The following is a 26445-nucleotide window of genomic DNA, read 5'->3' as shown; positions in this document are numbered from 1 at the left end:
AGTGAGAAGGAGAAAAGCAGCTAAAAGAGAGGTATTAGGCGACCCTGTTTATCATAATAAGGTTGTTACAAAATTTATTAATAAAATGATGTATGATGGCAAAAAGAGTGTATCCGAAAAAATCATATATGATTCTTTTAATAAGATTGAGGAAAAAACTAATGAAAAAGGAATTGATATATTTCAAAAAGCTTTAGAAAATGTTAAACCTCTAGTTGAAGTTAGAAGTAGAAGAGTTGGTGGTGCTACATATCAAGTTCCTGTTGAAGTGAGGCTTGATAGACAGCAATCGCTCTCCATTCGCTGGATTCTAGAATCTACTAGAAAGAGAAATGAAAGAACGATGGTTGATAGATTGGCAAATGAGTTAATTGATGCTGCAAATGAAAAAGGCAATGCTTTTAAAAAGAAAGAAGAAGTTCATAAAATGGCTGAAGCAAATAAGGCTTTTGCTCATTATCGATGGTAATAAAAATTTATAAATAGGGGGACTATATTATGGCAAGAAAAACACCTTTAAATATGTTGAGAAATATAGGAATTGCCGCTCATATCGATGCGGGGAAAACGACTACATCTGAGAGAATCTTATTTTATACTGGTGTTAGCCATAAAATAGGTGAAGTGCATGATGGTGCTGCGACAATGGATTGGATGGAGCAAGAAAAAGAACGCGGGATTACTATTACTTCTGCGGCTACTACTTGCTTTTGGAGAGATTATCAAATAAACTTAATCGACACTCCAGGCCACGTGGACTTTACTATTGAAGTTGAAAGGTCTATGAGGGTTTTAGATGGAGCAATAGCGGTATTCTGCTCGGTTGGAGGTGTGCAACCACAGAGTGAAACTGTATGGCGACAAGCAAATAAATACGGCGTCCCTAGACTTGTTTTCGTAAATAAAATGGATAGAATCGGGGCAAATTTTTATAGTGTGGAAAATCAAATTTCCCAACGCTTAAAATCCCGCCCAATCCCAATCGCTCTGCCAATTGGAGCTGAAGATTCCTTTAAGGGCGTAGTTGATTTAGTGGCGATGAAAAGCTATATTTGGAATGATGAAACAATGGGTGCGAAATACGACACACTCGAGATTCCAGAGGATATGAAAGAAATATCTAATAAATATAGAGAAAAGATGATTGAAGCAGCCGCCGAGCAAGATGAAACTTTAATGGAAAAATATCTAAACGGCGAGGAATTAAGTGTCGAGGAAATCAAAAAGGGCTTAAAAATCGGCTGTCTTAATATGTCAATTATCCCTATGCTTTGCGGTTCATCGTTTAAAAATAAGGGCGTTCAAACACTACTTGATGCAGTTATTGATTATTTGCCTTCGCCAACGGAAGTTGCCGACATCAAGGGCATTAATCCAAAAAATGACGAGGATATCCGCGTAAAGTCTGGCGATGAGGGCGAGTTCGCCGGCTTGGCGTTTAAGGTTATGACAGACCCATTCGTAGGGCAGCTTACATTTGTTCGCGTGTATCGTGGGTCAATTGAGAGCGGAAGCTATGTGTATAACTCCACCAAAAAGACCAAAGAGCGAGTAGGGCGACTTCTTAAAATGCACTCAAATAAAAGGGAGGATATTAAGGAAGTTTATTCCGGTGAAATTTGTGCGTTCGTGGGGCTAAAAGATACGCTTACTGGCGATACGCTCTGCTCGGAAAAAGACCCAGTGATTTTAGAGCGAATGGAGTTCCCAGACCCAGTTATCTCAATTGCCGTTGAGCCAAAAACCAAGGCAGACCAAGAGAAAATGTCAATTGCACTCTCAAAGCTTGCCGAGGAAGACCCAAGCTTTAGGGTGAAAACCGACGAGGAAACAGGGCAGACGATAATCTCCGGTATGGGCGAACTCCACCTAGAAATCATTGTCGATAGAATGAAGCGAGAATTCAAGGTCGAAGCAGAGGTTGGAGCCCCACAAGTGGCATTTAGAGAGACTATCAAAGCTCCCGTTCAAAAAGAGTATAAATACGCCAAGCAATCTGGCGGTAGAGGGCAGTATGGGCATGTATTTATCAAGCTTGAGCCGACAGAGCCGGGTAGTGGCTATAAATTCATCAATGAAATTAGCGGCGGGGTCATTCCAAAAGAATACATTCCAGCCGTTGATAAGGGAATCCAAGAGGCAATGCAAAGTGGCGTCCTAGCGGGATATCCAGTGGTTGATTTCCAAATCACACTATATGACGGAAGCTACCACGATGTGGATTCCTCAGAGATGGCGTTTAAAATCGCCGGCTCAATGGCATTCAAAGAGGCTTGCAGAGCAGCTACTCCAACACTCCTAGAGCCGATTACAAAAGTTGAAGTTGAGGTGCCAGAGGAATATATGGGCGATGTTATCGGCGACTTGAATCGAAGAAGAGGGCAGATTAACTCAATGGACGATAGAATGGGGATTAAGCTAGTTAATGCATTTGTGCCGTTAGCCGAGATGTTTGGCTACTCCACAGATTTGCGCTCTGCTACGCAAGGGCGCGGGACTTACTCTATGGAGTTCGACCATTATGGCGAGGTTCCGGGCAATATTGCAAAAGCAATTATTGAAAAGCGACAGGCTTAAGATTCTCTAAAATTGCCAAATCTAGTGCATTTTTAAGAATCTAAGCGAATCTAAAGCGGAATCTAAATTTTATGAAACTTATATCGTGGAATGTCAATGGTTTAAGAGCGTGTTTAAATAAAGGATTCCGCGATTTTTTCGACGAAGCGAACGCTGATATTTTTTGCATACAAGAAACCAAAATGCAAAAAGAACAAGCCGACTTCACCTTCCCAAACTACCACAGCTTTTGGAATAGCGCGATTAAAAAGGGCTATTCCGGAACGCTCATCTTAACTAAGCAAGAGCCACTCTCACACTCCTATGGCATAAATGTCGAAAAGCACGACAACGAGGGCAGAGTAGTAACGCTCGAATATGATAAATTTTTCCTAGTAAATGTCTATGTGCCGAATTCGCAGAGGGAATTAGCGAGGCTGGAATATCGCATGAGCTGGGAGGACGCATTCCGCGAGTATTTGCACTCATTTAATAAGCCAGTTATCGTGTGCGGAGACCTAAATGTCGCCCATAAGGAAATCGATTTAAAAAACCCAAAGCAGAATGTAAAAAATGCTGGATTTAGCCCAGAGGAGCGAGAGAAATTTGGCGTTTTGCTAGATTCTGGCTTTGTGGATTCTTTCCGCCACTTTTACCCCGATAAAGCCGAAGCCTACACTTGGTGGTCGTATATGGCGAACGCTAGAGCGAAAAATATCGGTTGGCGGATTGACTACTTTCTAGTCTCCAAGGGTTTTGAGAAACATCTAAAATCCGCTACCATTTATAGCGAAATCTATGGGAGCGACCACTGCCCAGTGGGTATCGAGCTAACATTGTAATATGAAAACTTTATCCATTATTGATACATTTGGTTATTTTTTTCGTAGCTTTTATGCTATGCCAAAACTAAAAAGCAAAGATGGGCGACCTACTGGAGTTTTGCTTGGCTTTGTTAATCTCATTAATCAACTTTATAATGATGATTCCTCTTATATCGTTTTTGCATTAGAGGGAGAGGGGGATAAGATTAGACGACAAATTGCCCCAGATTACAAAGCAAATAGACCTGAAGCCGACCAAGAATTAGTTGAGCAAATCAAAGTTTCAATCGAGTGGATAAAAAAAATGAAACTTGCATATATTTCTATTGATGGATATGAGGCTGATGATGCTATTGCTTCATTAAATAAACTAGCAAATTCAAAAAATATTATTGTAAAAATTGTTAGTGTTGATAAAGATTTATATCAATTAATAGATTCTAATACTTATATTTATGACCCAATTAAAAAGAAAGATATTAGGGAGGCGGAGTGCTTTGAGAAGTTTGGCGTTTATCCAAAGCAATTTGTGGATTATCAAAGTTTGGTTGGCGATACCAGCGACAATATATCAGGAATCAAAGGCATTGGTGCGAAATCCGCCCAAAAGTTAATAAGTCATTTTGGCTCACTTGATGCAATATATGAAAATAAAAAGGAATTACAACATTTTTTAACCCCAAAGTTAATTGATAGAATTATTAATGATAAGGATTCCGCATATAGAAGTAGAGAATTAGTTATTTTAAGGGATAATTTATTGGATTTTTTTGATTTAGAATCTATGATTAAACCAACTCATAATCCATTATTTTTAATAGAAGAAGAGCTGAAATCCTATGATATAAATATACTATCAAAACTTACTCAAAATAGTAATTTTAAGGTTCCAAATAAGAGCCTTAATCTTAAAGATAATAATAATATTCATACAATCAAACCTTTTGCGACAAAAGCAATCTTAGATAAAAATGAGCTTTTCGATATTATTAATGCATTGAGTAAAGATTGTGTTGTGGCTTTCGATACAGAGACAGATTCACTTGATACAAAGAGTGCTAATATCATTGGGTTTTCATTCGCATCTAATTTGGATATAGGATATTATGTCCCATTAAATCATTTTTATCTTGGTGTTGAAAATCAAATCTCAATATCCGATGCAAAAATTGCACTACAAAAACTATTTTCAAACCATCACATAGTAGGACATAATCTTAAGTTTGATATAGCAGTAGTTTCACATAATTTTGATTTAGATATTTTAAATTATAGCGATACTATGATTTTAGCTTGGTTGGAAAATACTTCTCAAGTGTTGAATTTAGATTATCAAGTAAAGAAAAATTTTAATTACATTACGATTAAATTTGATGAGATTGTCCAAAAAGGTGATACATTTTCTAGTGTAAATATTAATACTGCTACTAAATATGCCGCACAAGACGCTATCTGCACTCTAGCACTATATTATTTTTTTCAAAATACCTTAGGTAAAGAGCAATTAGACATTGCTTTGAATGTTGAGTTTCCATTTGTAAAAACCATTATAGAAATGGAAAGTAATGGCATTAGCATCGATAGAGATTTTTTTGTTTTACTTAAAAATGAGCTTGGAGATAGGCTAAAAGAAGTTAGCAATGAGATTTATAGGATTGCAGAAGTGGAATTTAATATTAATTCCACAAGACAATTAGGCGAGATTCTATATAATAAATTAGGTCTAAAAAAAGGCAGAGCTTTAAAAAATAGTGGTTATAGCACTGATGAAAAAACATTGGAATCTTTGATTGATACTCATATAATTATTCCATTTTTATTGGAATATAGAGAATTAAATAAGTTGCTTAGCACCTATGTTTTACCAATCCTAAATCTTGCAAATAATAATAGAATCTATACTTCGTTTTTACAAACAGGAACTAGCACAGGACGACTTAGCTCTAGGAATCCAAATCTACAAAATATTCCAGTTAAAACTGATATTGGAAGAAAAATTCGTTATGGCTTTATTGCTAAAGATGGATATAAATTATTATCTGCGGATTATTCGCAAATAGAATTAAGGCTTTTAGCACATTTTTCAAAAGACCCAAATCTAATAGCTGCTTTTATGAATGATAAGGATATACATTTAGAAACAGCCCTAAAGATTTTTGGAGCATCTTTAGCTCAAAGTAAAAGGAATGTGGCAAAAAGTATTAATTTTGGATTGATTTATGGAATGGGGGTTAAAAAACTAGCCCAAACATTAAAGATTTCACAAACGCAAAGCAAAGAATACATAGAGAGTTATTTTAAGAATTTTCCCACAGTTAAAGATTATCTAAACAAACAAGAAGCAATAATATTAGAAAATGGATATTCACAAACTCTGTTAGGAAGACGAAGAATCTTTGATTTTCATAATATTGCAGAATATGAGAGATTGGCATTTTTACGCGAAGGTGTAAATTCTATTTTTCAAGGAAGTGCTGCTGATTTAATAAAATTATCAATGAATGAGTGTTATAAACAATTTAAAAATCGTGATGTTAAATTGCTTTTGCAAGTTCATGATGAGCTTATTTTTGAGATAAAAGAAGATGAAATAGATGTAGTGTCAAAAGAGATTCTAGAGATAATGAATAATATCTATAAACTAAATGTTCCCCTTAAATGCGGGATAAACATAGGCAAACGGTGGTCAGAATTGAAATAATAAGTAGAATCTATTTTAGTTTCAATCTAAGATTAGAATTGATAACTACTATGATAAATCTTAATCCCAAATTCTACTTTTAATATATTATTTTGTTTTGTTATATTTATAGGGAAATTTATCCTTACACTATTATTTACCAATTTTAAGTTTTCTATCAATGATATTATTTCTTGTGTGTTTTTAGCCTCTCCGCTAATATATATTTTATTGATTTCTATATTATCATTGTTAGATTCTGTCCCCTCATCAACTATCTTTACATTATTTAAAAATTTTGAAATATATTGTTGCAAATCCTCTACATCAATCTTATTTCTTATATTTTTATAAACTTGTTTATCTTTTTCTAGCATTGTTTGTAGATTATGATTTAGAATCTCGACATTATTATTGATTGTATAGTCTAGATTCTGTATTTTTTTGTAATCCAATGTCTGCATTCTATGATTTTGAATAATTGGCATTAAATAAAACAATATGCAAAATACTACAACCATTATATATACAATAAATAATATAATATTTTTACTCCAATCAATATCATTCAAAAATTCTAAGATTCTCATTGTTCCTCTTTTAGCACACTAATTGATGTGAAGTTATACCAACCATTTGGCAGTGGAAAGAAATCTACCCTACTTGTTGTAAAGATTGATTTTAATGGAGCTTGAAGTAGGAATGAATAAATTTCTCTAGATGGTGTTATGCCCTTTAAAACAAGTCTCTTTTCTTCTAAACTTATTTGTGTTATTGTAATTTGGTTTGGTATGAGTTCAAATAGCTTTAAGAGAGCGGATTTTAATTCACTATTGTAGAATTTATTCGTATTATCAAGATTTAGTTCATATTGAAGTCTATTTATATCTGCTTGTATTTTCGCAATTTGCTCATCTTGCGTGTTTATATTGCTTTCTGCTATCTCCATATTACTTCTTAATGTATTTCTTTCTATATTTAGATAAAGCCCACTTAGATAAACTATCATAACGCTTAAGATAATATAAAAAATCCAAATCTTTGTTAATCGTGAAATAATAGATTTTGGTAATGGTGAAGTAAAGCTATATCTCATAATTTTAATTCCAATTTGACTAATTTTTCTATTTCCTCACAAATATCAATTCGTAAAAAATGCGTTTCCATCATTGTATTATTTTTTAAATGTATTAGTGCATTATCATTTATGCCATATCCATCTAATATTAAAAGTTCATCAATGAAATCACTAGCATATCTATCATCTTTGTAAAAATTATTTAATGTTTCTTTTATGATTTCTATCATATGGTTTGCAATGGAGAGCTCACTCAAGCCACCTGTTGAAGAAATTTCATAATTTGTTTTATCAAAATCCTTGATTATTATATTTTCATCAATATCATCTATAGCATCAAATTCTATTGTATCATTTTGTTTTGTATCATTTTCTTTTATTTCATCTACAAAATTATCTTCTTCAAAAATAATATAATTACCAAAATAAATGCCATCTTTATCGGCTACAAGCAATGATGTAGAAGTTTTTTCTTGTAATATATATAATTTTTTTGCTTCTTCTAATCGATTTTTAATTTTTTCATAGATAATTATAAAAGGTGAAAATATAAAATCAACCCCATTTACCTTATTGAATTTATTTTTATAGTTTTGTATGCTTTCTTTGGATATATACACAAACCATTTTTTATTAATCAACATAATTGTAAGAGCATTTATATCTAATCCAAATTTATTAAATATATCTATTTTATTGCCATTTATTAAGCCTTGATTCGCACTTCTTGACATCGTCCCAATATAAGTAAAAGGATATTTATTTTTAATTCGTCTTATGTATTTTGCAGCCTCTATTGGAAAATCTGCATTAATAGTTTTATATGAACGCTCTTCTTGTTTCATATGTTTATTATTATGATAGGTAATTCTCAATCTACAAGTTTTCATATCTAAATCAATCGAGATAATGACTTTTTGATACATTCTACTAAAAAATGACAAAACCTATCCTTCAAAATTTATTTAAGATTCTACAATGTTGTGTGTAATTTTAAGATAAAATTAATTAAAAATATAGCTTATTGCAAATGCATACGATTTTTAAGTATCGTTGAAAATATCTTCTGGTTTGAGTGTCATTTTTTTATAAACTAATTCTTTTGCATTATCCAAATTCATTTCTTTATCTATCTTAAAACTTGGCATTGAATAGTATTTTATAGTGGAAAAAGGCTTTGGAATCTGGAATCTATCCCAAGTTTTCAATTCCCAGAATCTACTTGGAATAGTATGCACAACTACGATATTTATATTTGTTTTTTGTGCCATCGCTACCACACCATCGGCAATGCTATGATAGGGACCTTTTGGACCATCGGGTGTTATTGCCGTATCGTAGCCATTTCTTAGCTTTTCAAATGCTTGGATAAGCACCCTCCTCCCACCTTTTGAGCTTGAGCCTCGAATCGTCTTAAATCCAAAATATCCATATAATTTCACCATCAATTCCCCATCAAAATGCTCACTTGAGATAACAAATATCTTTGGAATTTTTCGCATTTTACGATATAAAAATGGGAGCATTAAAAACTCTCCGTGCCAAAATGTAAGAATAGCATTTGACTTTTTTATATCATTATGAATGTAGAATCTATTTTTGCAACTTATATATAAAACCCATAAAAATATCCAAACAAGTCTTGGTGCAATAAGTAAAATGATTTTTCTTTTTATTTTTTTACGCTTTTCTTTATCAAACATTAACTAAACTACCAAATAAGCTTCCATTTTCATTATTTGTGATGACTACATTATAGATTTCGCCAAGATTTAGTTTTTTATTTTGGATTTTTATTACGCGCCCATTATCACTTCGCCCTTCGCTCATTGTATCTTTGATATTTTCAATCATAACTTTGTGAATCTTATTAATCTCATTTTTTGCTTTTTTCTCTAAAATCTGCTTATGTAGATTCTGTAATATTTCTAATCTATTTGTCGCTATTTTAGAATCTATTTCTTTGAGATGAAACGCCAAAGTGTCCTTACGCGGTGAATATATGAAGCTATACATTGTGTCAAATTCTACTTCTTTTACTATCTCAAGTGTATCGTAAAAATCATTTTCATTTTCATTTGGAAATGCCACTATTATATCTGTTCCAATGCCTACATTAGGGCAGAGAGATTTTATCTTATTCACTCTATCTAAAAACCATTCTCTACTATATCCTCGTTTCATATCCTTTAGCACTTTATTTGAGCCACTTTGTAAAGGCATATGTATATATTTTACGATTTTTTCATTTCTAGCAAATTCCTCTATAAATTCATCGTCCATATGCAATGGATGCGGAGAGACAAATTTTATTCGTTTTATTTCTTTAATCTTGCTAATTTCTTGTAGTAAATATGTGAAATTAATTTTCTTATCTGTGGTTTTTGGCGGTGTGGAGAATCTAGCCCCATAATTATTTACATTCTGCCCTAGTAAGATTATCTCTTTTGCTCCGTTTTTAACTCGAATCTCAGCTTCTTTTAGAATCATTTCAAGTGGGATTGAAATCTCTTTTCCCCGCGTATGTGGCACAATGCAATAAGAGCATTTTTTATCGCAACCTATAGAAATATTTATCAAAGCCCTTATATTGGATTCCGTATTCATACAAAATTCATAATTCGATTCATCATAATTTATTTCAACTTCGACTGCTTTTGGATTTTTTATTATATTAGTGATTTTAGATACATTTCTAGCACCTAAAACAAAATCCACACTCGGGGCTTTTTTGATAATCTCCGCTCCCAACGCACTCGCCGTGCAACCACAGATTCCAATTTTTGCATTTGGTTTTTTAATATTTGCATAGATTCCAATTTCGCTAAAAAGTTTTCTTTCTGGTTTTTCTCGCACACTGCAAGTGTTTAATATGATTAAATCTGCTTCTTTTGCATTTTCTGTTAGGGAGTAATTTTCTTTCTCTTTTAATTCTGCTATGATGTGGTCGCTATCTCGCGTATTCATAGCACAACCAAAGGTTTTGATAAATAATTTTTTACTCAAATGCTACAATCTTTTAATAATTAATAATATGCAATTCGTATAAAAAACTATCTTTGTCAAGTCCGAATCTTAGCTCATTCCAATGAACTGATTTTGAGTTTTTCTCTAGTTGGGTTCGCATTTTTTGAATATCTTTTATGGAATTATCTTTATCAAGATAGAAAGTCGCACTTCCTTTTTCTTCAACTTGTTTTTCTATTTCTTCTAAAGAAATCATTTTTTGCTTTTCATTTGAATCTTTTCTAGCCAATTTTAAATCCATATAATTCCTTTTGTTTAATAAGAAGTTTAAAATTAAAGATTCTAGCAAATTTAGCTTAAAACTTTAAGCCTAATTTGATTATAATCCAAAGATTTTTTAAGCTTCATAAAAATAAGGAAATTTGTATTGGATAAAATTTTAGACATTATAGAGATTATTGCCTATGAAAAAGGGTTGCAAATTGACATAGTCCAAAATATAGTAAAAGATGAGATTTTAAAATTAGCTAAAAATAATATTGATAATGATATGAATTTTGTTGTTGATTTTGATAAGAAAGATAAAAATATTAAATTATTTTATAAACTAAAAGTTGTAGATGATGATGAAAATATATCCAAAGAGGATTCTAAGAAAATTATCAAACTAAGTGAGGCAAAACAACAAAGCGGAGCTGTATTAGTTGGAGATGAGATACTTTTTGAGATGGATATTGATAATTTAGATTTTAATAGAAGCACGATTAGCAATCTTTTAAAAGACCTTGAAAATAATATTGAGAAAAATATCGAAACCCAGATTTTTGATAATCTAAAAAATAGCGTAGATAAGATTGTAAATGGAATGGTTGTTCATATTGACCAAAATAGCGAAGATACTATTATAGAATTAGATTCTATTAGGGCTAGATTATTACGCAAAAATCGCATCAAAGGCGAAACTTTCAAAATAGGACAAAATATTTCTTGTATTTTAAAAAAAATCTATATTGATAAAAAATATGGTATTCAAATTGAGCTTAGTAGGACAACGCCAAAGTTTTTAGAAGAGCTTTTAAAACTTGAAGTGCCAGAAATTAGCGATGGTGAAGTTAGTATTATTAAATGTTCTAGGATTCCGGGTGTAAGGGCTAAGGTTGCTGTTCAATCAAATACTCCAAGAGTAGATGCTGTTGGTGCGACTGTAGGAGTAAAGGGAGTTAGGATTAATGCAGTAAGTAAAAAAATATGTGGTGAGAGCATAGATGCAATTGAGTATTCAAATGTTCCAGAGATTTTTATTGCAAATGCCATCTCTCCTGCTAAAATCACTAGTGTTAAAATAGTAGGAAATGAAAAAGCCATAATCTCTTTACACAGCGACCAAAAATCAAAAGCAATCGGCAAAGACGGAGTAAATATCCGCCTTGCTTCAATGCTACTTGGACTTGAGCTAGAAATAAATGATATTGGTTTAAATCCTTCACTTGAAAATCTAGCAAATTTTGAAACATCTAATCAAGAAAATAAAGACACAAAAGATATAAAAGAAAGCGGAAAGCAACTCTTAGAATCGTTATTCAAATCATAATTTTAGATTAACTTTTATCGATAGATGGCTAGATTCTAATAGAATCTAAGCATATACTTTATCCACTAGCATCTCATTTTTTACTTTATCATATGTTTTATCGCCTTTTAGGTGTCTAACGATTTCTAAGGCAAATAAGATTCCGCTTGCAGGTCCTATTGATGTTATTATATTCCCATCTATGCAAACTACATCTTCTATATGTTTGGCATTGGATTTTATTGCATTTTCGCAGCCCGGATAACAGGAAAATTTATTTTTTAGGATATTGGCAGCTCCTAGCACTATTGGTGCAGCGCAAATTGCTGCTATTAGCTTATTATTTTTATTTAGATTCTCTAAAATATCCAAAACTTCCTTGCTATTTTTTAGATTCATCATTCCTTCGTATCCGCCGGGTAGGACTATTCCATCTATATTTTTTAGATTTACATCAGCGATTTTACAATCTGCTTTTATGCTTATATTATGTGCTCCTTTTATGGAATCCTCATTTATAGCGGAATCTTTGGCTACTACTACATTTATCTCAGCTCTTCTTAATGTATCTACAATACTTACAAACTCAATCTCTTCAAATCCCTGCATAAGTGGAACTAAAACATTCATATTCACTCCTTGTAATTTTTTAAAATTTTACCTAATTTTATCGGTGAAAGCATTGTTTTTTCGCAAGATAGATTAATGCAGAATCTATTGTTTGTGTCTTTTGAATGGGTGTGTCCGTGAATGTTTAGTGAGCAATTGCTAAATCGAAAATAATCATCTAACACATCTCTAATCGCATCAAATCTATCATTTATTTTGCGATTAAATACGGGAAAATGGCTAAATAAGATTCTCTCTTTTTCTATATCTACAATAATACCATTTAGAAATATTTTTTCTTGGATTTCCCCATATTTTAGGCGGATTTTTTCCCTTATATGATGTTTTTCTGGAATCTTTAAGATAACCTTATTTTTTGTTTTCCAACCTAATTTCTTAAGATTCTCGAATCTTTTAACATCATTATTGCCGATTATAAGCCGTTTGTTGCCATTTAGTTTTTTGACATATGATAAGCCATCTTTAAAATACACATCTCCTAAATGCAAGATATTATCATCATCGCCTACTTTTCTATTCCAATTATCAACAATTAGTTCAAAATGGTTTTTATATCCCAAATGCCCAGCAATAATATTTCTTGAAGGCTCTTTATGGATTATGCTATCCTGCCCAAAATGTGTATCAGAAATCAAATAAGTGTCAATTGTAATATTCATTTTTACCTTTATTTTGCTATTTGTATGTCGATTTTTACGCCTTCATTAATATTCATAATATTAATTTTTCCAAATAAGATTTCTTCTACTAGCACCTTACAAGTCGGCAATCCAAGTCCAGTAGAATGATTTCTAGTTGGATAAAATGCATCAAAAACTCTACCAATGATACTATTATCTATTCCACCAGCATTATCTTCGATACTAATTAAAACATAATTGCTTAATTCTTCTATTGTAATATCAATCTTGCCATAAAAGTTTGTCCCTTTATTTATATCAATGCTTTTTAAAGAATTATTGATAATGGTTATTAAGACATATTTTATAGCATCTTCATCACAATAAACCTCTTTTACATCGCCTTTTTGGATAATCGTTATTATGGTGTTATTTATAATTTCTTTAAAAAATATTGTTTGTTGTATGGTTTCAAGTAAGGATTTAATATTCACATAGGTTTTTATATTTGCTGGTGTGTAGAATGCAATCAAATCTTTTATAGTTTTATTTATAAATTCCGAATAATCTACAATCTCTTGCGTTTCATCTTTTATATTTGAAAACATATTATTAATAATATTTGCTTGCTCGTTTATGTTTTTTGTGGCTTTGTAGATTCTGGCAAATAAAATATGTAGTAGATATACAACTAATCCTATTTTATTATCTTTTATAGCAATTATTCTATTTTTATCTCGTTTTGCTTCTAATTCTTTTCTTAGTGTAATATCTCTAATGCTTAAATATATGCAATCTTGATTATAAACCTTACACAAATGTGCATTAATTTCTACCGGGAAAACCCGATTTTTATCTAGCATTAATGTTTCAAATAATATAGGTTTTTCATTTACCATATTTTGAAGTATTGCTTCTACTCTTTCTTTTTCACTGATATGTAATAAATCATAAATATTTAATTTACTTAAATCTTTTTTATCTCCATAAAGTATATTTTTTATAATACTATTAGAATCTATATAGCCCAATACTTGCTTGTTAGAGCAATTATATGCAAAGATTAAGATTCCATCTTTGTTATTATCTAATAAATCTTGAAAACTCCTTTGTTTTTCTAATCTATTTTTTACCTCATTACTCATTTGCATTTCTAATTGTGTGCCAAAAAATTCTAACATTTTATTTCGCTCGATTATCTTTTGCAAGTATTCATTCAAAGCTGTTATATCAAGCTCAATATTGGCATAGCCTATAGTTTGTGCATTTTTATTTTTAATACTTTCTTTATATGTGAAATATTGTTTTATTGTATTATCAACCTTAACTTTTATGATTTTCATATCATTTTTAGGATTTAATAGATTAATGTTTATATTTAGATTCTCACAATATTGGCTCATATCTATTGTTTCTAATACCATTCGATTTTTTATATTTGTGGCTATTTGATTGTCATTTTTATCTGTTATTGCTAAATTTATAGGGAGATAGGGAACTAATAGCGAAATATCTTCTAATGAAAGATTTTCACTATGATTTGTATTGGTTTGTTTATAGTGTTTATATTTTATAAGTGCAATAATCAAACTTAAGATAATTACAGAACAGGCGATTAATATATCACCCTGTATTGCTAGATATAAGGATATAAAAATATTTAATATAACAACATATAAAAAACTATTATCACGAATAATAAAGCCCAAAAGCAGAATCCTTGCTATAAATTAAATAGCAAATTTTACATTATTTAATTTTTTAATACAATAAATGTTGATATGAATGATTCATTAAGATTTCTTAAAGTGTATAAATTATAAATTAAGTATTATATAAAGTATAATTATAAAAACTAAATGCTATTAGAAGAGGGTGTATTAATGGATATGAATAATATTGGCACAATAGAAAAAGCCACTCAATTTGGAATGAAAGATGCCAGAAAACTAGGCATAGTTTTGGTTTTTATGTTTTTTGCTTCAGTAGTTGCAATATTTTTCAGCGAAAGTGATAATAATATTCTCCTTATAGTAAGTGTTGTTGTCGGTATGTATATGGCTATGAATATTGGGGCTAATGATGTTGCAAATAATGTAGGACCTGCAGTCGGCTCAAATACAATGAGTTTGGGTTTGGCTATTGTAATAGCTGCTATTTTTGAGGCATCAGGAGCTATTATTGCAGGTGGCGATGTTGTGGATACTATACGCTCTGGCATAGTATCACAAGAAGCCTTTAGTGATATTAATGTTTTTATCTCAGTAATGCTTGGAGCACTTATCGCAGGTGCTTTGTGGCTAAATTTAGCTACATTTGTTGGAGCTCCTGTTTCAACTACGCATTCTATCGTAGGCGGACTTCTTGGCTCATCTATAGCGGCTGGAGGATTTGGAATAGTAAATTGGCGTGCAGTATTAGAAATCGCCTCAAGTTGGATTATATCTCCTATAGTTGGTGGATTAATAGCAGTTATTTTTTTATATATTGTAAAACGAACCATAACTTATCAAAATGATAAAAAACTTGCAGCAAAAAAGAATGTGCCTATTTTAATATTTATTATGTCTTGGTCTTTTTGTTTATATCTTTTGCAAAAAGGGCTATCAAAAATATTGTATATCAATCTACCATCTCAAATAGCCATTTCTTTTGTAGTTGCTATTCTTATTTTTATCATTACAAAACCTCTAATAAATAAAAAAGTTGATTTATTGCAAAATACAAAAGATTCCATTAGTGAGCTTTTTACTATTCCTTTGATATTTGCAGCAGCACTTCTTAGTTTTGCACACGGAGCGAATGATGTCGCAAATGCTATTGGTCCTCTTGCTGCCATAAATCAAGCTTTAAGCAATGTAATGGAGGCAAAGTCTAATGTTCCTATATGGATTATGGTTTTAGGTGGACTTGGAATCTCAATCGGTCTTGCTTTATATGGTCCAAGATTGATTAAAACTGTTGGTAGTGAGATTACAGAGCTTGATAAAATGCGTGCTTTTTGTATTGCATTATCTGCTTCTATAACTGTTTTAGTTGCATCTGCATTAGGACTTCCTGTAAGTTCAACACACATTGCTATAGGGGCGATATTTGGAATTGGATTCTTAAGAGAGTATTTGAAAAGTAATTATAAAAAGATGGAGCAAGAGATAATCCAAGCACATAAAGGCAAAGATGCTATTATTGTTGAGAATTTTTTAAATGATTTTAGAAAGGCATCCATAAAGCAAAAACAAGCTATTTTGCAACATTTAAAAGAAAATAGTAAAGGTGTAAAATTAAACAAAAAAGATAAAAAGGCACTTAGAAAGAGTGTTAAAAGTGAAATAGTAAAACGAGCAGCTATGACTAAAATCGTAATGGCTTGGATTGTAACTGTGCCTGTATCAGCTATCGTTGGTGCTTTTTGTTTTTATGTAATTGTGCAATTTGCAGATAAATTTTAAGTTGTCCTTAAGATTTTAATCTCAAGGACATTTATAGCGGATTATTGTCCAGCTAAGCCTTTTATATATTGGTCTATTAGATATAAGCTAGTATCACTATCACCCGCAAGTTTGATTTTATCTTTAATGCCTCTAAATAATGTTTCTTCTTCGTGTTGCTCGGCTACATACCATTGTAAGAAATTAAAAGTAGAATAATCTTTTGTGGTAAATGCAAGCTCAACTAATTCATTGATTGATTTTGTAACCTTTAATTCGTGCTCGTATGTTCTCTCAAATACATCAAGCAATGATTTAAAATTAGATTCTGGCTTGTCTATTTTATCAAGTGTAAGTAGAGAATCTGTTTCGTTTAGATATGTTATAAGCTTTGTTGCGTGGCTGTTTTCTTCTTTTGCGTGTTCAAATAAAAATAAACCAGCTCCATCATATCGATGAGTATAGCACCAAGAACTCATATTTAAGTATAGATTCGATGCTGACATTTCTTTTACAACTTGCTCGTTTAGCTTTTTAATAACTTCTTTTGATAGCATTGTGTTTCTCCGTTTGATTAATTTAGTATGGATACATTGGGATTATATAGCAAAAAACATAAATACAATATTTAGAATCTCATTTCTAAGTAAAAAATCATTTTAAAATTGTAGAATCTTATTTATATAAATTTGATTTCAATAAAAAGGTTAGCTTATGAATTTTAGAATCTTAATTGTATCTTTAATTGCTGTTATAGCATTCATCGGGTGTAATAAAAAAGATACTTTAGTGATGGCAACTTCGGCAAATTTTGCTCCATTTGAATATATCGATGGTGGAGAGTTTAAGGGGATTGATATAGAAATAGCACAAAGAATTGCTAAAGATTTAGATAAGGAATTGGTAATAAAAGATATGGAGTTTGATTCTGTAGTGCAGTCCATTTCTTCAAATAACGCAGATATAGGCATATCAGGACTAACTATAAATAATACAAGAATGCAAGTAATTGATTTTAGCGATACTTATTTTAGTGCTTCACAAATGATAATCACAAGGGACAATGACGCTAGATTTGCAAATCTAAAAACAAAAGAAGATGTGGTAAAAACTATAAATAGTTTGGAGAATCTAAAAATTGGTGCTCAAGTTGGCACTACAGGAGAATTTTACGCTAAAGGTGATAAGGATTGGGGGTTTGATGGATTCCCAAAAGCACAAACCTTAAGTTTTACAAATGGAGCGATGGCAGTTACTGCTATGCTAAATAATCAAATTGATATAGTGATTATTGATGAGATGCCCGCTAGAGTGTTGGTTCAAACAAATAAAGGTGCAAAATTAATCGATATTTCTTTAACAGATGAGAAATATGCCATAGGTGTAAATAAAAATAAAAAAGATTTATTGGATAATATAAATGCCATATTAAAGAAAATGCAAGAAGATGGCAGTATGCAGGCAATTATCAATAAATATTATGCACAATAATATTTTAAGATTCCGCGCTTACTAGCTCTAGGGCTTTATTTTTTAGCGCGTTGTAGAGATTGTCGCTGTTTGTTTGATTTTTAGCGATGATTTCAACGAAAACTGACCCAGCGACTACGGCATACACATGCGGGGCTAATAGGCTAGATTGTTCTCTTTTAGAGATTCCAAATCCAGCTAGAATCTTTGCTTTATTTTGCCTAATTTTTGCTATAAATTCTAGCGTCTCAGTGCTAATTATGGTTTTCTCCCCAGTTATCCCGCTTCGTAGTGCGGTGTAAATATATGGGAAGTTCGCACTTACTAGCTTTGAAATTCGGCTTTGGCTCATAGATGGGGCAGCCACAGGGATATTTAAAACCCCATATTTAGAGCAAATCGCCCCCAACCCCTCGTCATTATCAAATGGCAAATCTGGGATTATCACCCCACTAACGCCCACATTTTTAGCATTTTTTATAAAGTTTTCTATCCCCGGAGTTACTATAAGCGAGGCATAGGACATTATAAAAATGGGGATTTTTGGGTAGAGATTATGGATAGATTCTATGAAATTTAGAGCATCTTTGGTTTTATAGCCCCTTTCTAAGACACTAGAGCAGGCGTTCTGTATCGCCTTGCCATCGGCGGAGGGGTCGCTAAAAGGGAGCTGGATTTCTAAGATAGAAGCTCCGCCATCGATTAGGGCTTTTGCTGCGCTTAGGGCTAATTCATCGCTTGGATAGCCGGCTACTAGGTGAGTCATAAGATTTATCTTTTTCATTTACTGCCTTAAATTTTTTAGTTCATTTTGTAGGAAATTTTCCCATTCTTTAGGGCGAAAAATAGGCGAAGTGATGAAAATATCCTTATCGCCCCGCCCAGACATATTGATAATAATCGCCTTTTCTTTCTCAATCTCTCTAGCTAATTTTATCGCAATAGCCCCAGCGTGCGCACTCTCTAGTGCGAATAAAATTCCCTCATTTTTGGCAAATAAATTTAGTGCTTCTAGCGCCTCTTTGTCGCTAATAGCATAAAACTCAACTCTGCCTTTTTTGCCTAAATCAGCCAGCTGGGGACCAATCCCGGGATAATCAAGCCCCGCAGAAATCGACCTAGTCTCCGCCACCTGCCCGTCGCCATCAAGTAAGAATCTACTCTTATATCCATGCACTATGCCCTCTTTTGCGCCTCCTTGCATACGAGCGGCATTCTCCCCTACATTCTTGCCAATGCCACCGGCTTCAGCTGCAATTAGGCGGATATTTTCATCATCAATAAAAGCCGAAAAAAAGCCAATGGCATTTGACCCACCGCCCACACACGCACATAGAGCCGCGATATCTAGCGATTTTGCCTGTTCCTTAACCTCTTCGCCAATTATTGCTTGAAAAGTGCGGACAATATCTGGGAATGGCGCTGGACCAAGAGCTGAGCCTATCAAATAATGCGTATCCTTAAAGCTGCTCGCCCAGTCGCGCATAGCCTCATTTATGGCGTCTTTGAGCGTTTTTGCCCCCACATTTACGGCTCTAACCTCCGCGCCATACATCTCCATTGTAAGCACATTTGGTTGCTGCCTTGCGACATCGACTTCGCCCATATACACGACGCATTCAAGCCCTAGCTTTGCTGCAGCTGCCGCACTCGCCACGCCGTGCTGACCTGCTCCGGTCTCAGCGATTATGCGTTTTTTCCCCATTTTTTTAGCCAGTAACGCTTGGGCTATGGCGTTATTTATCTTGTGTGCCCCAGTGTTGGCAAGTCCCTCTAATTTTATATAAATTTTCGCACCGCCTAGCTTTTCGGTGATATTTTTGGCATATATTAGTGGCGTTGGACGCCCGATGTATTCGCTCCTTAGGGCGTTAAGCTCATTTAGGAAGCTAGAATCTTTGATAGCTTTTTTAAAGGCGTTTTCTAGCTCATCTAAGGGCGCTCTTAGCACCTCGGCTACATATTTCCCGCCATAATCGCCAAAATAGCCGTTTTCACTCATATTTTTTTCTATATTTTGCATTTTTGCCCTTTATTTCAATTTCTCAAATAATAGCTTGATTTTATCCCTATCTTTCACGCCCGGCCGTTGTTCTAGCCCACTGCAAATATCAATTAGCTCTGGTTTAAAGGCATTAATGATATTTTCTATATTTTCCACATTTATCCCACCGGCAAGCCAAAGCGGAGCTAATCTCTTTGCTTTTTCTACTAGATTTTTATTGATTTGGATTCCGCTTGTGGAATGCGTGGAATCCGGTAAATTTGTGGAATCTGTGGGGTGCGCGGAATCTTTTAAATGCGTGGAATTCGCCGAATCCAAGCCCGGCTTTATAGAATCTGCCAAGATTCTAGGATTCCCCAAATGTAAAAAATCTTTGATAGATTCTATATCGCTTTCATTTTTTAGGCTCTTTGCCGCATAAATGGGGATATTTGGGTGCTTGGCGGTGAAATTTTTATATTCCTCCAAGCTACAATTATGATATTGTATTGCATCGAAAATCCCATCATTTGCGAGTTGAATCGCAGTTTTGCCCTCTTTGGAATTAGATTCCGTGATGACGCCAATAAATAGCGGAATCTTTTGAGTGCTTTTTTCTAGCTCAATTTTTATTTGTTTGATAGCCTCATAATCTATGTTTCTAGGACTTTTCAAGCTACAAATAAAGCCCAGCATATCGGCATTTATAGCCAAAAGCGCGTCATTTATATTTGTTATACCACAAATTTTTATAAGCGGAGAATTTGGGATTTTTCGCTTATAAATTATATTTGCGATTTTCTCCCAAAATAGGGCGGATTGCGGGATTTGGGATTTGTTAGATTCTATAAATTTCGCGGAATCTATAGAATCTAGCGAATCTAATAAATCTAATGAATCTTTGGAATCCACAAAATCCCCAGATTCCACAGAATCTAGCACATTTGATAAAAAGCTACTAACGATTGATTTTGCTAAATCTGGATTTTTTGCTACAGATTCGCCAACTAGGATTCCATAAAAGTCCCTTTGTGCGATAAATTTAGCAGCTTCCGCACTCCCAATCCCAGATTCAAACACGATTTTTTCGCCCATTTTGTATTGATAGAGCAGATTGCGATAAACAGAGGGTTTTAGCGTATCAATGCTAAAATTCCGCAAATCTCTACTATTTATCCCAACCACAATTTGAGCGGACGAAATGGCGGAATCCCGCACAGAATCCGCCGAATCTAGCGAATCCGCAGAATCCGGCGAATCTGCAAAATCTAGCGAATCTAGCGAACTCGCCACATATCGCAGTTTCTCCACACATTCCAAACTTGCAATTTCAATAAATGGCGTTAAGCCAAATTTTACGCACTCCGCGCTAAAAGAGAGCAATTCTTCTTTACTTAAGATTCGAGCGATTAGCAAAACCGCATCAGCCCCACAAAGATAGGAAACCCTAATTTCTTCCCTAAAAATTATAAAATCTTTCCTTAAAATCGCAATATCGCTCATAGCCTTTGCGACCTTTTGCAAGTCATCTAATGAGCCTTTGAAAAAGTTCCGCTCGGTCAAAACGGAGATATTTTTTGTGCCAGATTCCCTATAAGTTTGAGCCAGAGTCAGCGGATTTAGATTTATTGCAATATTGCCTTTTGAGGGCGAGGCTCTTTTTATCTCTAAAATTGTGCCTTTTTCACGCATAAATGGCACGATATTCCGCACTCTTTTTAGCGGAATCTCACTCCCCAGCCCAAAGCCCATTTTTGCTATATCTTGCCTTTTTTGGGCGATTATCGTGGCTAAAATATCATTCACATTATTCATTAGCACACTCTTTTATTTCGTTTAATTTTGCTAGTGCTTTTTTTGTTTCTAGTGCATTTTTGGCATTTTCATAGCCCTCTTTTAGGCTACGCGACTTACCCCCGATATATAGCGTAGCAGCGGCATTTAGCAAAATCGCCTCTTTTATTGTTTTATGTTTATTTTCTAGTGGATTATTTAGGATTTCAAGGGCGATTTTTGCGTTATGCTCGGCACTCCCGCCTTGCAATTCATCAGTGGTGCAGCCACTTATCCCAAAATCGCTCGGCGTTATGCTATAAGAGTGCTTGATATTATCCTCTCTAATTTCCGTGATAAATGTCCTAGCACACGGGGAAATCTCATCAAATCCATCTTCGCTACAAACGACCATAACGCGCTTCGCCCCTAGAATCTTAGCTGCCTCTGCGACCACATCAAGCAGTGTCGGGGAATAAACGCCTATCATTTGAAACGTCGCATTTGCTGGGTTTGAAAGCGGACCGATAAGATTCATAATCGTTTTAATGCCAAGAGTGGCACGAACGCTTGAAGCGTGTCTCATCGCACTATGATAGATTGGCGCAAAGAGGAATCCAAAGTTTGTTTTCTCAATGATTTGGGCGGTTTTTTTGGGCGAATTGTCTATTTTTATGCCGAGTGCCTCGTAGAAGTCCGCTGCCCCAGACTTGCTAGAAACGGCTCTATTGCCGTGCTTTGCTATGGCAAGGTTACACGAAGTAGCCACAATTGCTGCCATTGAGCTAATGTTAAAGCTGCCTTTTTCATCGCCCCCAGTGCCCACGATGTCTGTTAATTCTAAATTTTCTTTTAGTGGAATTGGCTGCTTTTTACGAACTAAAACTTCCGCACACCCGGCGATTTCACTCGCACTCGCACCCTTTGCAGCAATCGCCGTTAATATCGCCGCACTCGCTCCCTCACTTGCAAAGCCGTCTGTCAAATCCTCCATAAACGCCATTGCACTCTCTTTTGTCAAATCTTTTTTGTTTATTAAGGTGTTTAAAATAATCGTCGTAGGGAGATTTTCCTTTCTATAATTTAAAAACGCCTTAAAAAGCTCATCGCTATTTTTTGAAGCAATTGATTCCGGGTGGAATTGAACGCCCTCGATTTGGTATTTCTTATGGCGAATCCCCATTATATCGCCATCGCTTGAAGTGGCTGTTATCTCAAAGTCGCTTGATAGGCTACTTTCCTCAATGACTAGGCTGTGGTATCGTGTGAATATTCCCTTTTTGCCAATTAGACGGAAGATTCCCTTGCCATCGAGCTTTATTTCCTCGACTATGCCGTGCTTTATATGTTTGGCATTGATGATATTTGCGCCAAATGCATATCCTATCGCCTGATGTCCTAGACAAACCCCAAGAATGGGAATCTTCCCAGCGTAGTATAAAATCGCATCATTGCTAATCCCAGCACTCTTGGGACTTCCTGGACCCGGAGAGATTATCAAGCGAGTAGGCTTAAAAGATTCAATATCTTTGATAGTGCATTCTTTAGAGCGGAGTGTTTTAATCGGCTCATTTGTGAGCTTGGAGAGATTCTGCACGATATTATATGTAAAGGAATCGTAGTTATCAATCACAATAATCATTTTATTTCTCCCATAGTGTTTGCAAGGGCGTTTGCGGGGTTTAAAGCTTGTGTTAGCACGGAAATCATTGAGTTTAGCTTCTCATTTGTCTCCTCCCACTCTCGCTCTGGGATTGAATCATAGACAATCCCAGCTCCAGCTTGAAGATTCCAAATATTCTCTTGCCTTAGTGCACATCTAATAGCAATGCAAAAGTCCAATCCGCCCTCTATATCCACATATCCTATCGCTCCGGCGTAGAAATTACGCTTGGTTTTTTCTATGCTGGAAAGTAGCTCAATCGCTCTTATTTTAGGCGCTCCGCTAACTGTGCCGGCTGGGAAAGATGAACGCAACACTTGCATAGAAGAAATATCTTTTTTCACCTTGCCATTTACTTGGGAGACTAGATGAATCACATGGCTAAAAACCTCACATTGCATAAAGGAAACCACCTCCACCGAGCCTATTTCACACACTTTCCCCAAATCATTCCTAGCTAAATCAACTAACATTAAATGCTCGGCTTTTTCCTTTTCATCGCTTAATAATTCTAGTTTTAGCCTCTCATCTTCGGCGTCGTTTTTCCCTCTTCGTCTTGTTCCGGCGATTGGGCGGATAGTGGCATTCCCACCCCTCACCCTAACCAAGCTCTCAGGCGATGCCCCCACAATCTCAAAATCCCCAAAATTTATGTAAAACAAATATGGCGATGGATTACTTAGCCGAAGTCGCCTATACGCCTCTAGCGCGTCAATCTCGCATTGTATTTGAAGCCGCCTTGACGGCACAGCTTGGAGTAAGTCGCCATTAGTGATACACTCTTTTAAATGCAAAACTTGTGCGATAAACTCGCTTTTAGATTCCTTAATATCAGTTAGAATCTTAAAATCTACTGGATAGCTAGAATCTTGCGAAGCGGGAATCTGGGCGATTTGCGACCCGGAATCTTGTGCGACGGGAATCTGCAAGTATGAAAAATCAAGGTCATTAATGCGTTTTTTTAATCGCTCAATTGCCTTATTTAGGTCGATTTCATGCTCGTTGTAATTTAGCCCAAAGATATGTAGTTCCTCGCTAAAATGGTCGAAAATGATATAAATATGCCCCACGATAAAGATAGATTCTGGAATCTCCAATGAGTCTGTTTGTGTTTCCAATACAATCGTGTCGCATTTCGCACAGAACTCATACCCAAGATAGCCAATGCCGGAGGCTGGAAGCGGGATATTATTATTCGCTCTTTTATTTTGTGCTGCGATGTAGGATAGAATGTCTAAAATGTCCGGGGAGTTTTTATAATCCTTAGAATCCGCCCTAGATTCCGTCGTGGATTCCGTAGATTCCGCCTTAGTCGCAGAATCTGCCATAGATTCCGCAGAATCCACATTAAGATTCGCCGGTTTTTTCTCGCCATTGATGATAAACCACACGCCAGATTTATCTTGGAATATCTTAAACGCCTCCTCCACCATTAGAATCGAATATCGCTCTTTTCCGTGCGAAAAACTCGCAGACTCCAAAATCGCTTTTGCCCCTAGCTTAAAAGCGAGTGAAAATGGCGTATATCTATCGCTTGATAATTTCTCATATATCGCATCATTTCGCTTATCCACAATATCTCCGTTATTATAAATTTCGTTTGGAATTATAATGAGTTTTGCATAACTTGTAATCAAAAATAAAATAAATTCTATACAATACACTTTTACATTTCTTTAAATATCGAAGTTATAAGGGTTTATATTTTGGGTGATAAAATAGATATTTTTTATAATCAATTTATACTGAAAGATGGTTATAAACTAGTTTTAGAGGGGCTTGGAACGACGATAATATTAAGCATTTGTGCTTTGATTATTGGTTTGATTGTGGGGACTTTAGTAGCTATTTTGGTTACAAAAAAAGATAAAACTTTATTGCATAAGATTCTAGTTGTTATTGCAAAAGCTTATGTTGGTTTCTTTCGTGGGACGCCTATAGTCGTTCAATTATTATTTATTTATTTTGTAATTTTGCCTCTTTTTGGACTTGGTGGGCTTAGTGCGTTGATGGTGGCAGTATTTATTTTTGGATTAAATAGTGGGGCATATGTAAGCGAAATAGTTCGTAGCGGAATCTTAAGCATTGATGTGGGACAAAATGAAGCAGCAAGGGCTTTAGGATTAAATCAAAAACAAGCAATGAGATTTGTCGTATTTCCACAAGCGTTGAAAAATTCCCTCCCACCACTTGGAAATGAATTTATCGCTTTATTAAAAGAAACTTCAGTGGCAAATTACATAACTGTGCATGATTTGACTTATGCATTTAAAGCAATCGGTAGTGCGAGTTATGAATTTATGGTGCCTTATTTTTTCCTTGCTTTGTGTTATCTTATGTTGGTATTAATTGCATCATATTTAGTAAAAATATTTGAGGGGAAATTGCGTGCAAGTGATAAATATTAAGCATTTAAGCAAGGTTTTTAAGGATAAATTAGTTCTTGATGATATAAATCTAGAGATTAAAGATAAAGAAAAAGTAGTTATAATCGGTCCAAGTGGTAGCGGGAAATCCACCCTTCTTCGGTGTATGAATCTATTGGAGATTCCAAGTAGTGGTGAAATATGGTTTAGAGATAAGAGAATCTCAAATATTGATATTTCCTTATATGATGAATTTAAGGGCTTAAATAATAGGGATTTAAAGCATAAAATAAAAGAATTTGATAGATATTATAAATGGAATCTTGATGAAGCTAGAACTAAAATGGGAATGGTTTTTCAGCATTTTAATTTATTTAATAATCTAAATGTTTTAGATAATCTAACATTAGCTCCAATAAAGCTTAAAAAATACTCTAAAGATGAGGCAGAAGCAGAGGCATTGCTACTTTTAAAACAAATTGGATTGAGCGATAAAAAAGATGAATTTCCATCTAGATTATCCGGCGGTCAAAAACAACGGGTTGCAATAGCAAGGGCATTAATGAATAAGCCAGAGATTCTATTATTTGATGAGCCTACAAGTGCATTAGACCCAGAAATGGTTGGCGAGGTATTAGATTTGATAAAGAAATTAGCACAAAATGGTATGACTATGGTTTGTGTAACGCACGAAATGGGCTTTGCTAAAGATATTGCAAGTTATGCCATTTTTATGGAAGATGGGAAAATTGTAGAAAAAAATAATGGAAAAGAGTTTTTTAATAATCCAAAAAGTGAGCGATTAAAATACTTTCTAAGTCATATAAAGCATTAGA

General features: G+C 34.2%; 24 protein-coding genes. 9 read left to right on the top strand and 15 right to left on the bottom strand.

What is annotated here, in order from left to right; all coding sequences use genetic code 11:
* Nucleotide 1 precedes the first annotated feature (1 nt).
* The 4 genes from rpsG to polA all read left to right on the top strand — a co-directional run bounded on the left by rpsG (nucleotide 2) and on the right by polA (nucleotide 6081).
* Nucleotides 2–469: a 30S ribosomal protein S7 gene (rpsG, locus tag CCY99_RS02110; protein ID WP_112059756.1), complete on the top strand. Its 468-nt coding sequence runs from the start codon at nucleotides 2–4 to the stop codon at nucleotides 467–469.
* A 29-nt stretch (nucleotides 470–498) separates the two neighbouring features.
* Nucleotides 499–2577: an elongation factor G gene (gene fusA / locus CCY99_RS02105; RefSeq protein ID WP_112059755.1), complete on the top strand. Its 2079-nt coding sequence runs from the start codon at nucleotides 499–501 to the stop codon at nucleotides 2575–2577.
* A gap of 71 nt (nucleotides 2578–2648) precedes the next feature.
* Entirely contained in the window at nucleotides 2649–3398 is a 750-nt protein-coding gene (locus CCY99_RS02100; RefSeq protein WP_112059754.1) for an exodeoxyribonuclease III, read from the top strand.
* 1 nt (nucleotide 3399) lies between these two features.
* Nucleotides 3400–6081 (top strand): DNA polymerase I, encoded by a 2682-nt coding sequence (gene polA, locus CCY99_RS02095; protein ID WP_112059753.1) that lies wholly within the window; start codon nucleotides 3400–3402, stop codon nucleotides 6079–6081.
* Between the two features lie 32 nt (nucleotides 6082–6113).
* Here the strand turns inward: polA and CCY99_RS02090 are convergent, their stop codons facing one another.
* From CCY99_RS02090 to CCY99_RS02065, 6 genes are all read right to left on the bottom strand, one after another.
* Complete coding sequence (locus tag CCY99_RS02090) at nucleotides 6114–6650, bottom strand: hypothetical protein (protein WP_112059752.1); 537 nt, start codon at nucleotides 6648–6650, stop codon at nucleotides 6114–6116.
* The gene (locus CCY99_RS02085) at nucleotides 6647–7156 is read right to left on the bottom strand and encodes a hypothetical protein (protein WP_112059751.1); all 510 of its coding nucleotides are present in this window, start codon (nucleotides 7154–7156) and stop codon (nucleotides 6647–6649) included. The genes CCY99_RS02090 and CCY99_RS02085 overlap by 4 nt, the downstream gene beginning before the upstream one ends.
* Entirely contained in the window at nucleotides 7153–8082 is a 930-nt protein-coding gene (locus tag CCY99_RS02080; RefSeq protein ID WP_112059750.1) for a hypothetical protein, read from the bottom strand. The genes CCY99_RS02085 and CCY99_RS02080 overlap by 4 nt, the downstream gene beginning before the upstream one ends.
* A gap of 99 nt (nucleotides 8083–8181) precedes the next feature.
* On the bottom strand, nucleotides 8182–8841 hold the full coding sequence (locus CCY99_RS02075; protein ID WP_112059749.1) for a lysophospholipid acyltransferase family protein: 660 nt from the start codon (nucleotides 8839–8841) through the stop codon (nucleotides 8182–8184).
* Nucleotides 8834–10144 carry a tRNA (N6-isopentenyl adenosine(37)-C2)-methylthiotransferase MiaB gene (miaB, locus tag CCY99_RS02070; RefSeq protein WP_112059748.1) on the bottom strand — a complete coding sequence of 437 codons (1311 nt, stop codon included), beginning with the start codon at nucleotides 10142–10144 and terminating at the stop codon, nucleotides 8834–8836. The genes CCY99_RS02075 and miaB overlap by 8 nt, the downstream gene beginning before the upstream one ends.
* Nucleotides 10145–10157: 13 nt before the next feature.
* The gene (locus CCY99_RS02065; protein ID WP_112059747.1) at nucleotides 10158–10406 is read right to left on the bottom strand and encodes an HP0268 family nuclease; all 249 of its coding nucleotides are present in this window, start codon (nucleotides 10404–10406) and stop codon (nucleotides 10158–10160) included.
* Nucleotides 10407–10532: 126 nt separating this feature from the next.
* Here CCY99_RS02065 and nusA point away from each other — a divergent pair, with 126 nt between their 5' ends.
* Complete coding sequence (gene nusA / locus CCY99_RS02060; RefSeq protein WP_112059746.1) at nucleotides 10533–11696, top strand: transcription termination factor NusA; 1164 nt, start codon at nucleotides 10533–10535, stop codon at nucleotides 11694–11696.
* Nucleotides 11697–11741: 45 nt separating this feature from the next.
* On the opposite strand, the gene CCY99_RS02055 is transcribed toward nusA, so the two are convergent.
* Genes CCY99_RS02055 through CCY99_RS02045 form a run of 3 tightly spaced genes read right to left on the bottom strand, consistent with a single transcriptional unit; the run spans nucleotide 11742 to nucleotide 14634 of the window.
* The gene (locus CCY99_RS02055) at nucleotides 11742–12305 is read right to left on the bottom strand and encodes a DJ-1 family glyoxalase III (protein ID WP_258443052.1); all 564 of its coding nucleotides are present in this window, start codon (nucleotides 12303–12305) and stop codon (nucleotides 11742–11744) included.
* Nucleotides 12306–12307: 2 nt separating this feature from the next.
* Nucleotides 12308–12964 carry a metallophosphoesterase gene (locus CCY99_RS02050; RefSeq protein ID WP_112059744.1) on the bottom strand — a complete coding sequence of 219 codons (657 nt, stop codon included), beginning with the start codon at nucleotides 12962–12964 and terminating at the stop codon, nucleotides 12308–12310.
* Nucleotides 12965–12972: 8 nt separating this feature from the next.
* Nucleotides 12973–14634: an ATP-binding protein gene (locus CCY99_RS02045; RefSeq protein WP_112059743.1), complete on the bottom strand. Its 1662-nt coding sequence runs from the start codon at nucleotides 14632–14634 to the stop codon at nucleotides 12973–12975.
* A 174-nt stretch (nucleotides 14635–14808) separates the two neighbouring features.
* On the opposite strand from CCY99_RS02045, the gene CCY99_RS02040 reads away from it, so the two are divergent.
* Nucleotides 14809–16374, top strand: a complete 1566-nt coding sequence (locus CCY99_RS02040) for an inorganic phosphate transporter (RefSeq protein WP_112059742.1) — start codon at nucleotides 14809–14811, stop codon at nucleotides 16372–16374.
* 41 nt (nucleotides 16375–16415) lie between these two features.
* Here CCY99_RS02040 and CCY99_RS02035 read toward each other — a convergent pair whose 3' ends face one another.
* Entirely contained in the window at nucleotides 16416–16910 is a 495-nt protein-coding gene (locus tag CCY99_RS02035; protein WP_112059741.1) for a ferritin, read from the bottom strand.
* Nucleotides 16911–17067: 157 nt separating this feature from the next.
* On the opposite strand from CCY99_RS02035, the gene CCY99_RS02030 reads away from it, so the two are divergent.
* The gene (locus tag CCY99_RS02030; RefSeq protein ID WP_112059740.1) at nucleotides 17068–17844 is read left to right on the top strand and encodes a transporter substrate-binding domain-containing protein; all 777 of its coding nucleotides are present in this window, start codon (nucleotides 17068–17070) and stop codon (nucleotides 17842–17844) included.
* 4 nt (nucleotides 17845–17848) lie between these two features.
* Here the strand turns inward: CCY99_RS02030 and trpA are convergent, their stop codons facing one another.
* Genes trpA through CCY99_RS02005 form a run of 5 tightly spaced genes read right to left on the bottom strand, consistent with a single transcriptional unit; the run spans nucleotide 17849 to nucleotide 24817 of the window.
* Complete coding sequence (gene trpA / locus CCY99_RS02025) at nucleotides 17849–18607, bottom strand: tryptophan synthase subunit alpha (protein ID WP_112059739.1); 759 nt, start codon at nucleotides 18605–18607, stop codon at nucleotides 17849–17851.
* Nucleotides 18608–19846, bottom strand: a complete 1239-nt coding sequence (gene trpB, locus CCY99_RS02020; RefSeq protein ID WP_258443043.1) for a tryptophan synthase subunit beta — start codon at nucleotides 19844–19846, stop codon at nucleotides 18608–18610.
* Between the two features lie 9 nt (nucleotides 19847–19855).
* Nucleotides 19856–21622 (bottom strand): bifunctional indole-3-glycerol phosphate synthase/phosphoribosylanthranilate isomerase, encoded by a 1767-nt coding sequence (locus tag CCY99_RS02015; RefSeq protein WP_112059738.1) that lies wholly within the window; start codon nucleotides 21620–21622, stop codon nucleotides 19856–19858.
* Nucleotides 21615–23222 (bottom strand): bifunctional anthranilate synthase component II/anthranilate phosphoribosyltransferase, encoded by a 1608-nt coding sequence (locus CCY99_RS02010; RefSeq protein ID WP_112059737.1) that lies wholly within the window; start codon nucleotides 23220–23222, stop codon nucleotides 21615–21617. Before CCY99_RS02010 ends, CCY99_RS02015 begins: the two co-directional genes overlap by 8 nt.
* A complete protein-coding gene (locus tag CCY99_RS02005) occupies nucleotides 23219–24817 on the bottom strand; it encodes a chorismate-binding protein (RefSeq protein WP_112059793.1) in 1599 nt (532 codons plus the stop codon). Before CCY99_RS02005 ends, CCY99_RS02010 begins: the two co-directional genes overlap by 4 nt.
* Before the next feature lie 132 nt (nucleotides 24818–24949).
* On the opposite strand from CCY99_RS02005, the gene CCY99_RS02000 reads away from it, so the two are divergent.
* Together CCY99_RS02000 and CCY99_RS01995 are read left to right on the top strand one after the other, a co-directional pair.
* The gene (locus tag CCY99_RS02000) at nucleotides 24950–25651 is read left to right on the top strand and encodes an amino acid ABC transporter permease (protein ID WP_112059736.1); all 702 of its coding nucleotides are present in this window, start codon (nucleotides 24950–24952) and stop codon (nucleotides 25649–25651) included.
* Nucleotides 25638–26444 carry an amino acid ABC transporter ATP-binding protein gene (locus CCY99_RS01995; RefSeq protein ID WP_112059792.1) on the top strand — a complete coding sequence of 269 codons (807 nt, stop codon included), beginning with the start codon at nucleotides 25638–25640 and terminating at the stop codon, nucleotides 26442–26444. Before CCY99_RS02000 ends, CCY99_RS01995 begins: the two co-directional genes overlap by 14 nt.
* Nucleotide 26445: the final 1 nt, after the last annotated feature.

Origin of the sequence: Helicobacter sp. 16-1353, assembly GCF_003288815.1 — a bacterium.
GTDB lineage: Bacteria > Campylobacterota > Campylobacteria > Campylobacterales > Helicobacteraceae > NHYM01.
Note: the sequence above shows the minus strand (reverse complement) of the source record. Positions and strands in the feature narration are given on the sequence as shown.

Bases quoted from the DNA above. Each gene is read 5' to 3' on its own strand.
- fusA (WP_112059755.1), top strand. From the start codon at position 499: ATGGCAAGAAAAACACCTTTAAATATGTTGAGAAATATAGGAATTGCC.
- CCY99_RS02100 (WP_112059754.1), top strand. From the start codon at position 2,649: ATGAAACTTATATCGTGGAATGTCAATGGTTTAAGAGCGTGTTTAAAT.
- CCY99_RS02055 (WP_258443052.1), bottom strand. From the start codon at position 12,305: ATGAATGTTTTAGTTCCACTTATGCAGGGATTTGAAGAGATTGAGTTT.
- CCY99_RS02010 (WP_112059737.1), bottom strand. From the start codon at position 23,222: ATGATTATTGTGATTGATAACTACGATTCCTTTACATATAATATCGTG.
- CCY99_RS02085 (WP_112059751.1), bottom strand. From the start codon at position 7,156: ATGAGATATAGCTTTACTTCACCATTACCAAAATCTATTATTTCACGA.
- trpB (WP_258443043.1), bottom strand. From the start codon at position 19,846: ATGCAAAATATAGAAAAAAATATGAGTGAAAACGGCTATTTTGGCGAT.
- CCY99_RS02050 (WP_112059744.1), bottom strand. From the start codon at position 12,964: ATGAATATTACAATTGACACTTATTTGATTTCTGATACACATTTTGGG.
- CCY99_RS02065 (WP_112059747.1), bottom strand. From the start codon at position 10,406: ATGGATTTAAAATTGGCTAGAAAAGATTCAAATGAAAAGCAAAAAATG.
- CCY99_RS02040 (WP_112059742.1), top strand. From the start codon at position 14,809: ATGGATATGAATAATATTGGCACAATAGAAAAAGCCACTCAATTTGGA.
- CCY99_RS02015 (WP_112059738.1), bottom strand. From the start codon at position 21,622: ATGAATAATGTGAATGATATTTTAGCCACGATAATCGCCCAAAAAAGG.
- polA (WP_112059753.1), top strand. From the start codon at position 3,400: ATGAAAACTTTATCCATTATTGATACATTTGGTTATTTTTTTCGTAGC.
- CCY99_RS02030 (WP_112059740.1), top strand. From the start codon at position 17,068: ATGAATTTTAGAATCTTAATTGTATCTTTAATTGCTGTTATAGCATTC.
- CCY99_RS02075 (WP_112059749.1), bottom strand. From the start codon at position 8,841: ATGTTTGATAAAGAAAAGCGTAAAAAAATAAAAAGAAAAATCATTTTA.
- CCY99_RS02090 (WP_112059752.1), bottom strand. From the start codon at position 6,650: ATGAGAATCTTAGAATTTTTGAATGATATTGATTGGAGTAAAAATATT.
- trpA (WP_112059739.1), bottom strand. From the start codon at position 18,607: ATGAAAAAGATAAATCTTATGACTCACCTAGTAGCCGGCTATCCAAGC.
- CCY99_RS02035 (WP_112059741.1), bottom strand. From the start codon at position 16,910: ATGCTATCAAAAGAAGTTATTAAAAAGCTAAACGAGCAAGTTGTAAAA.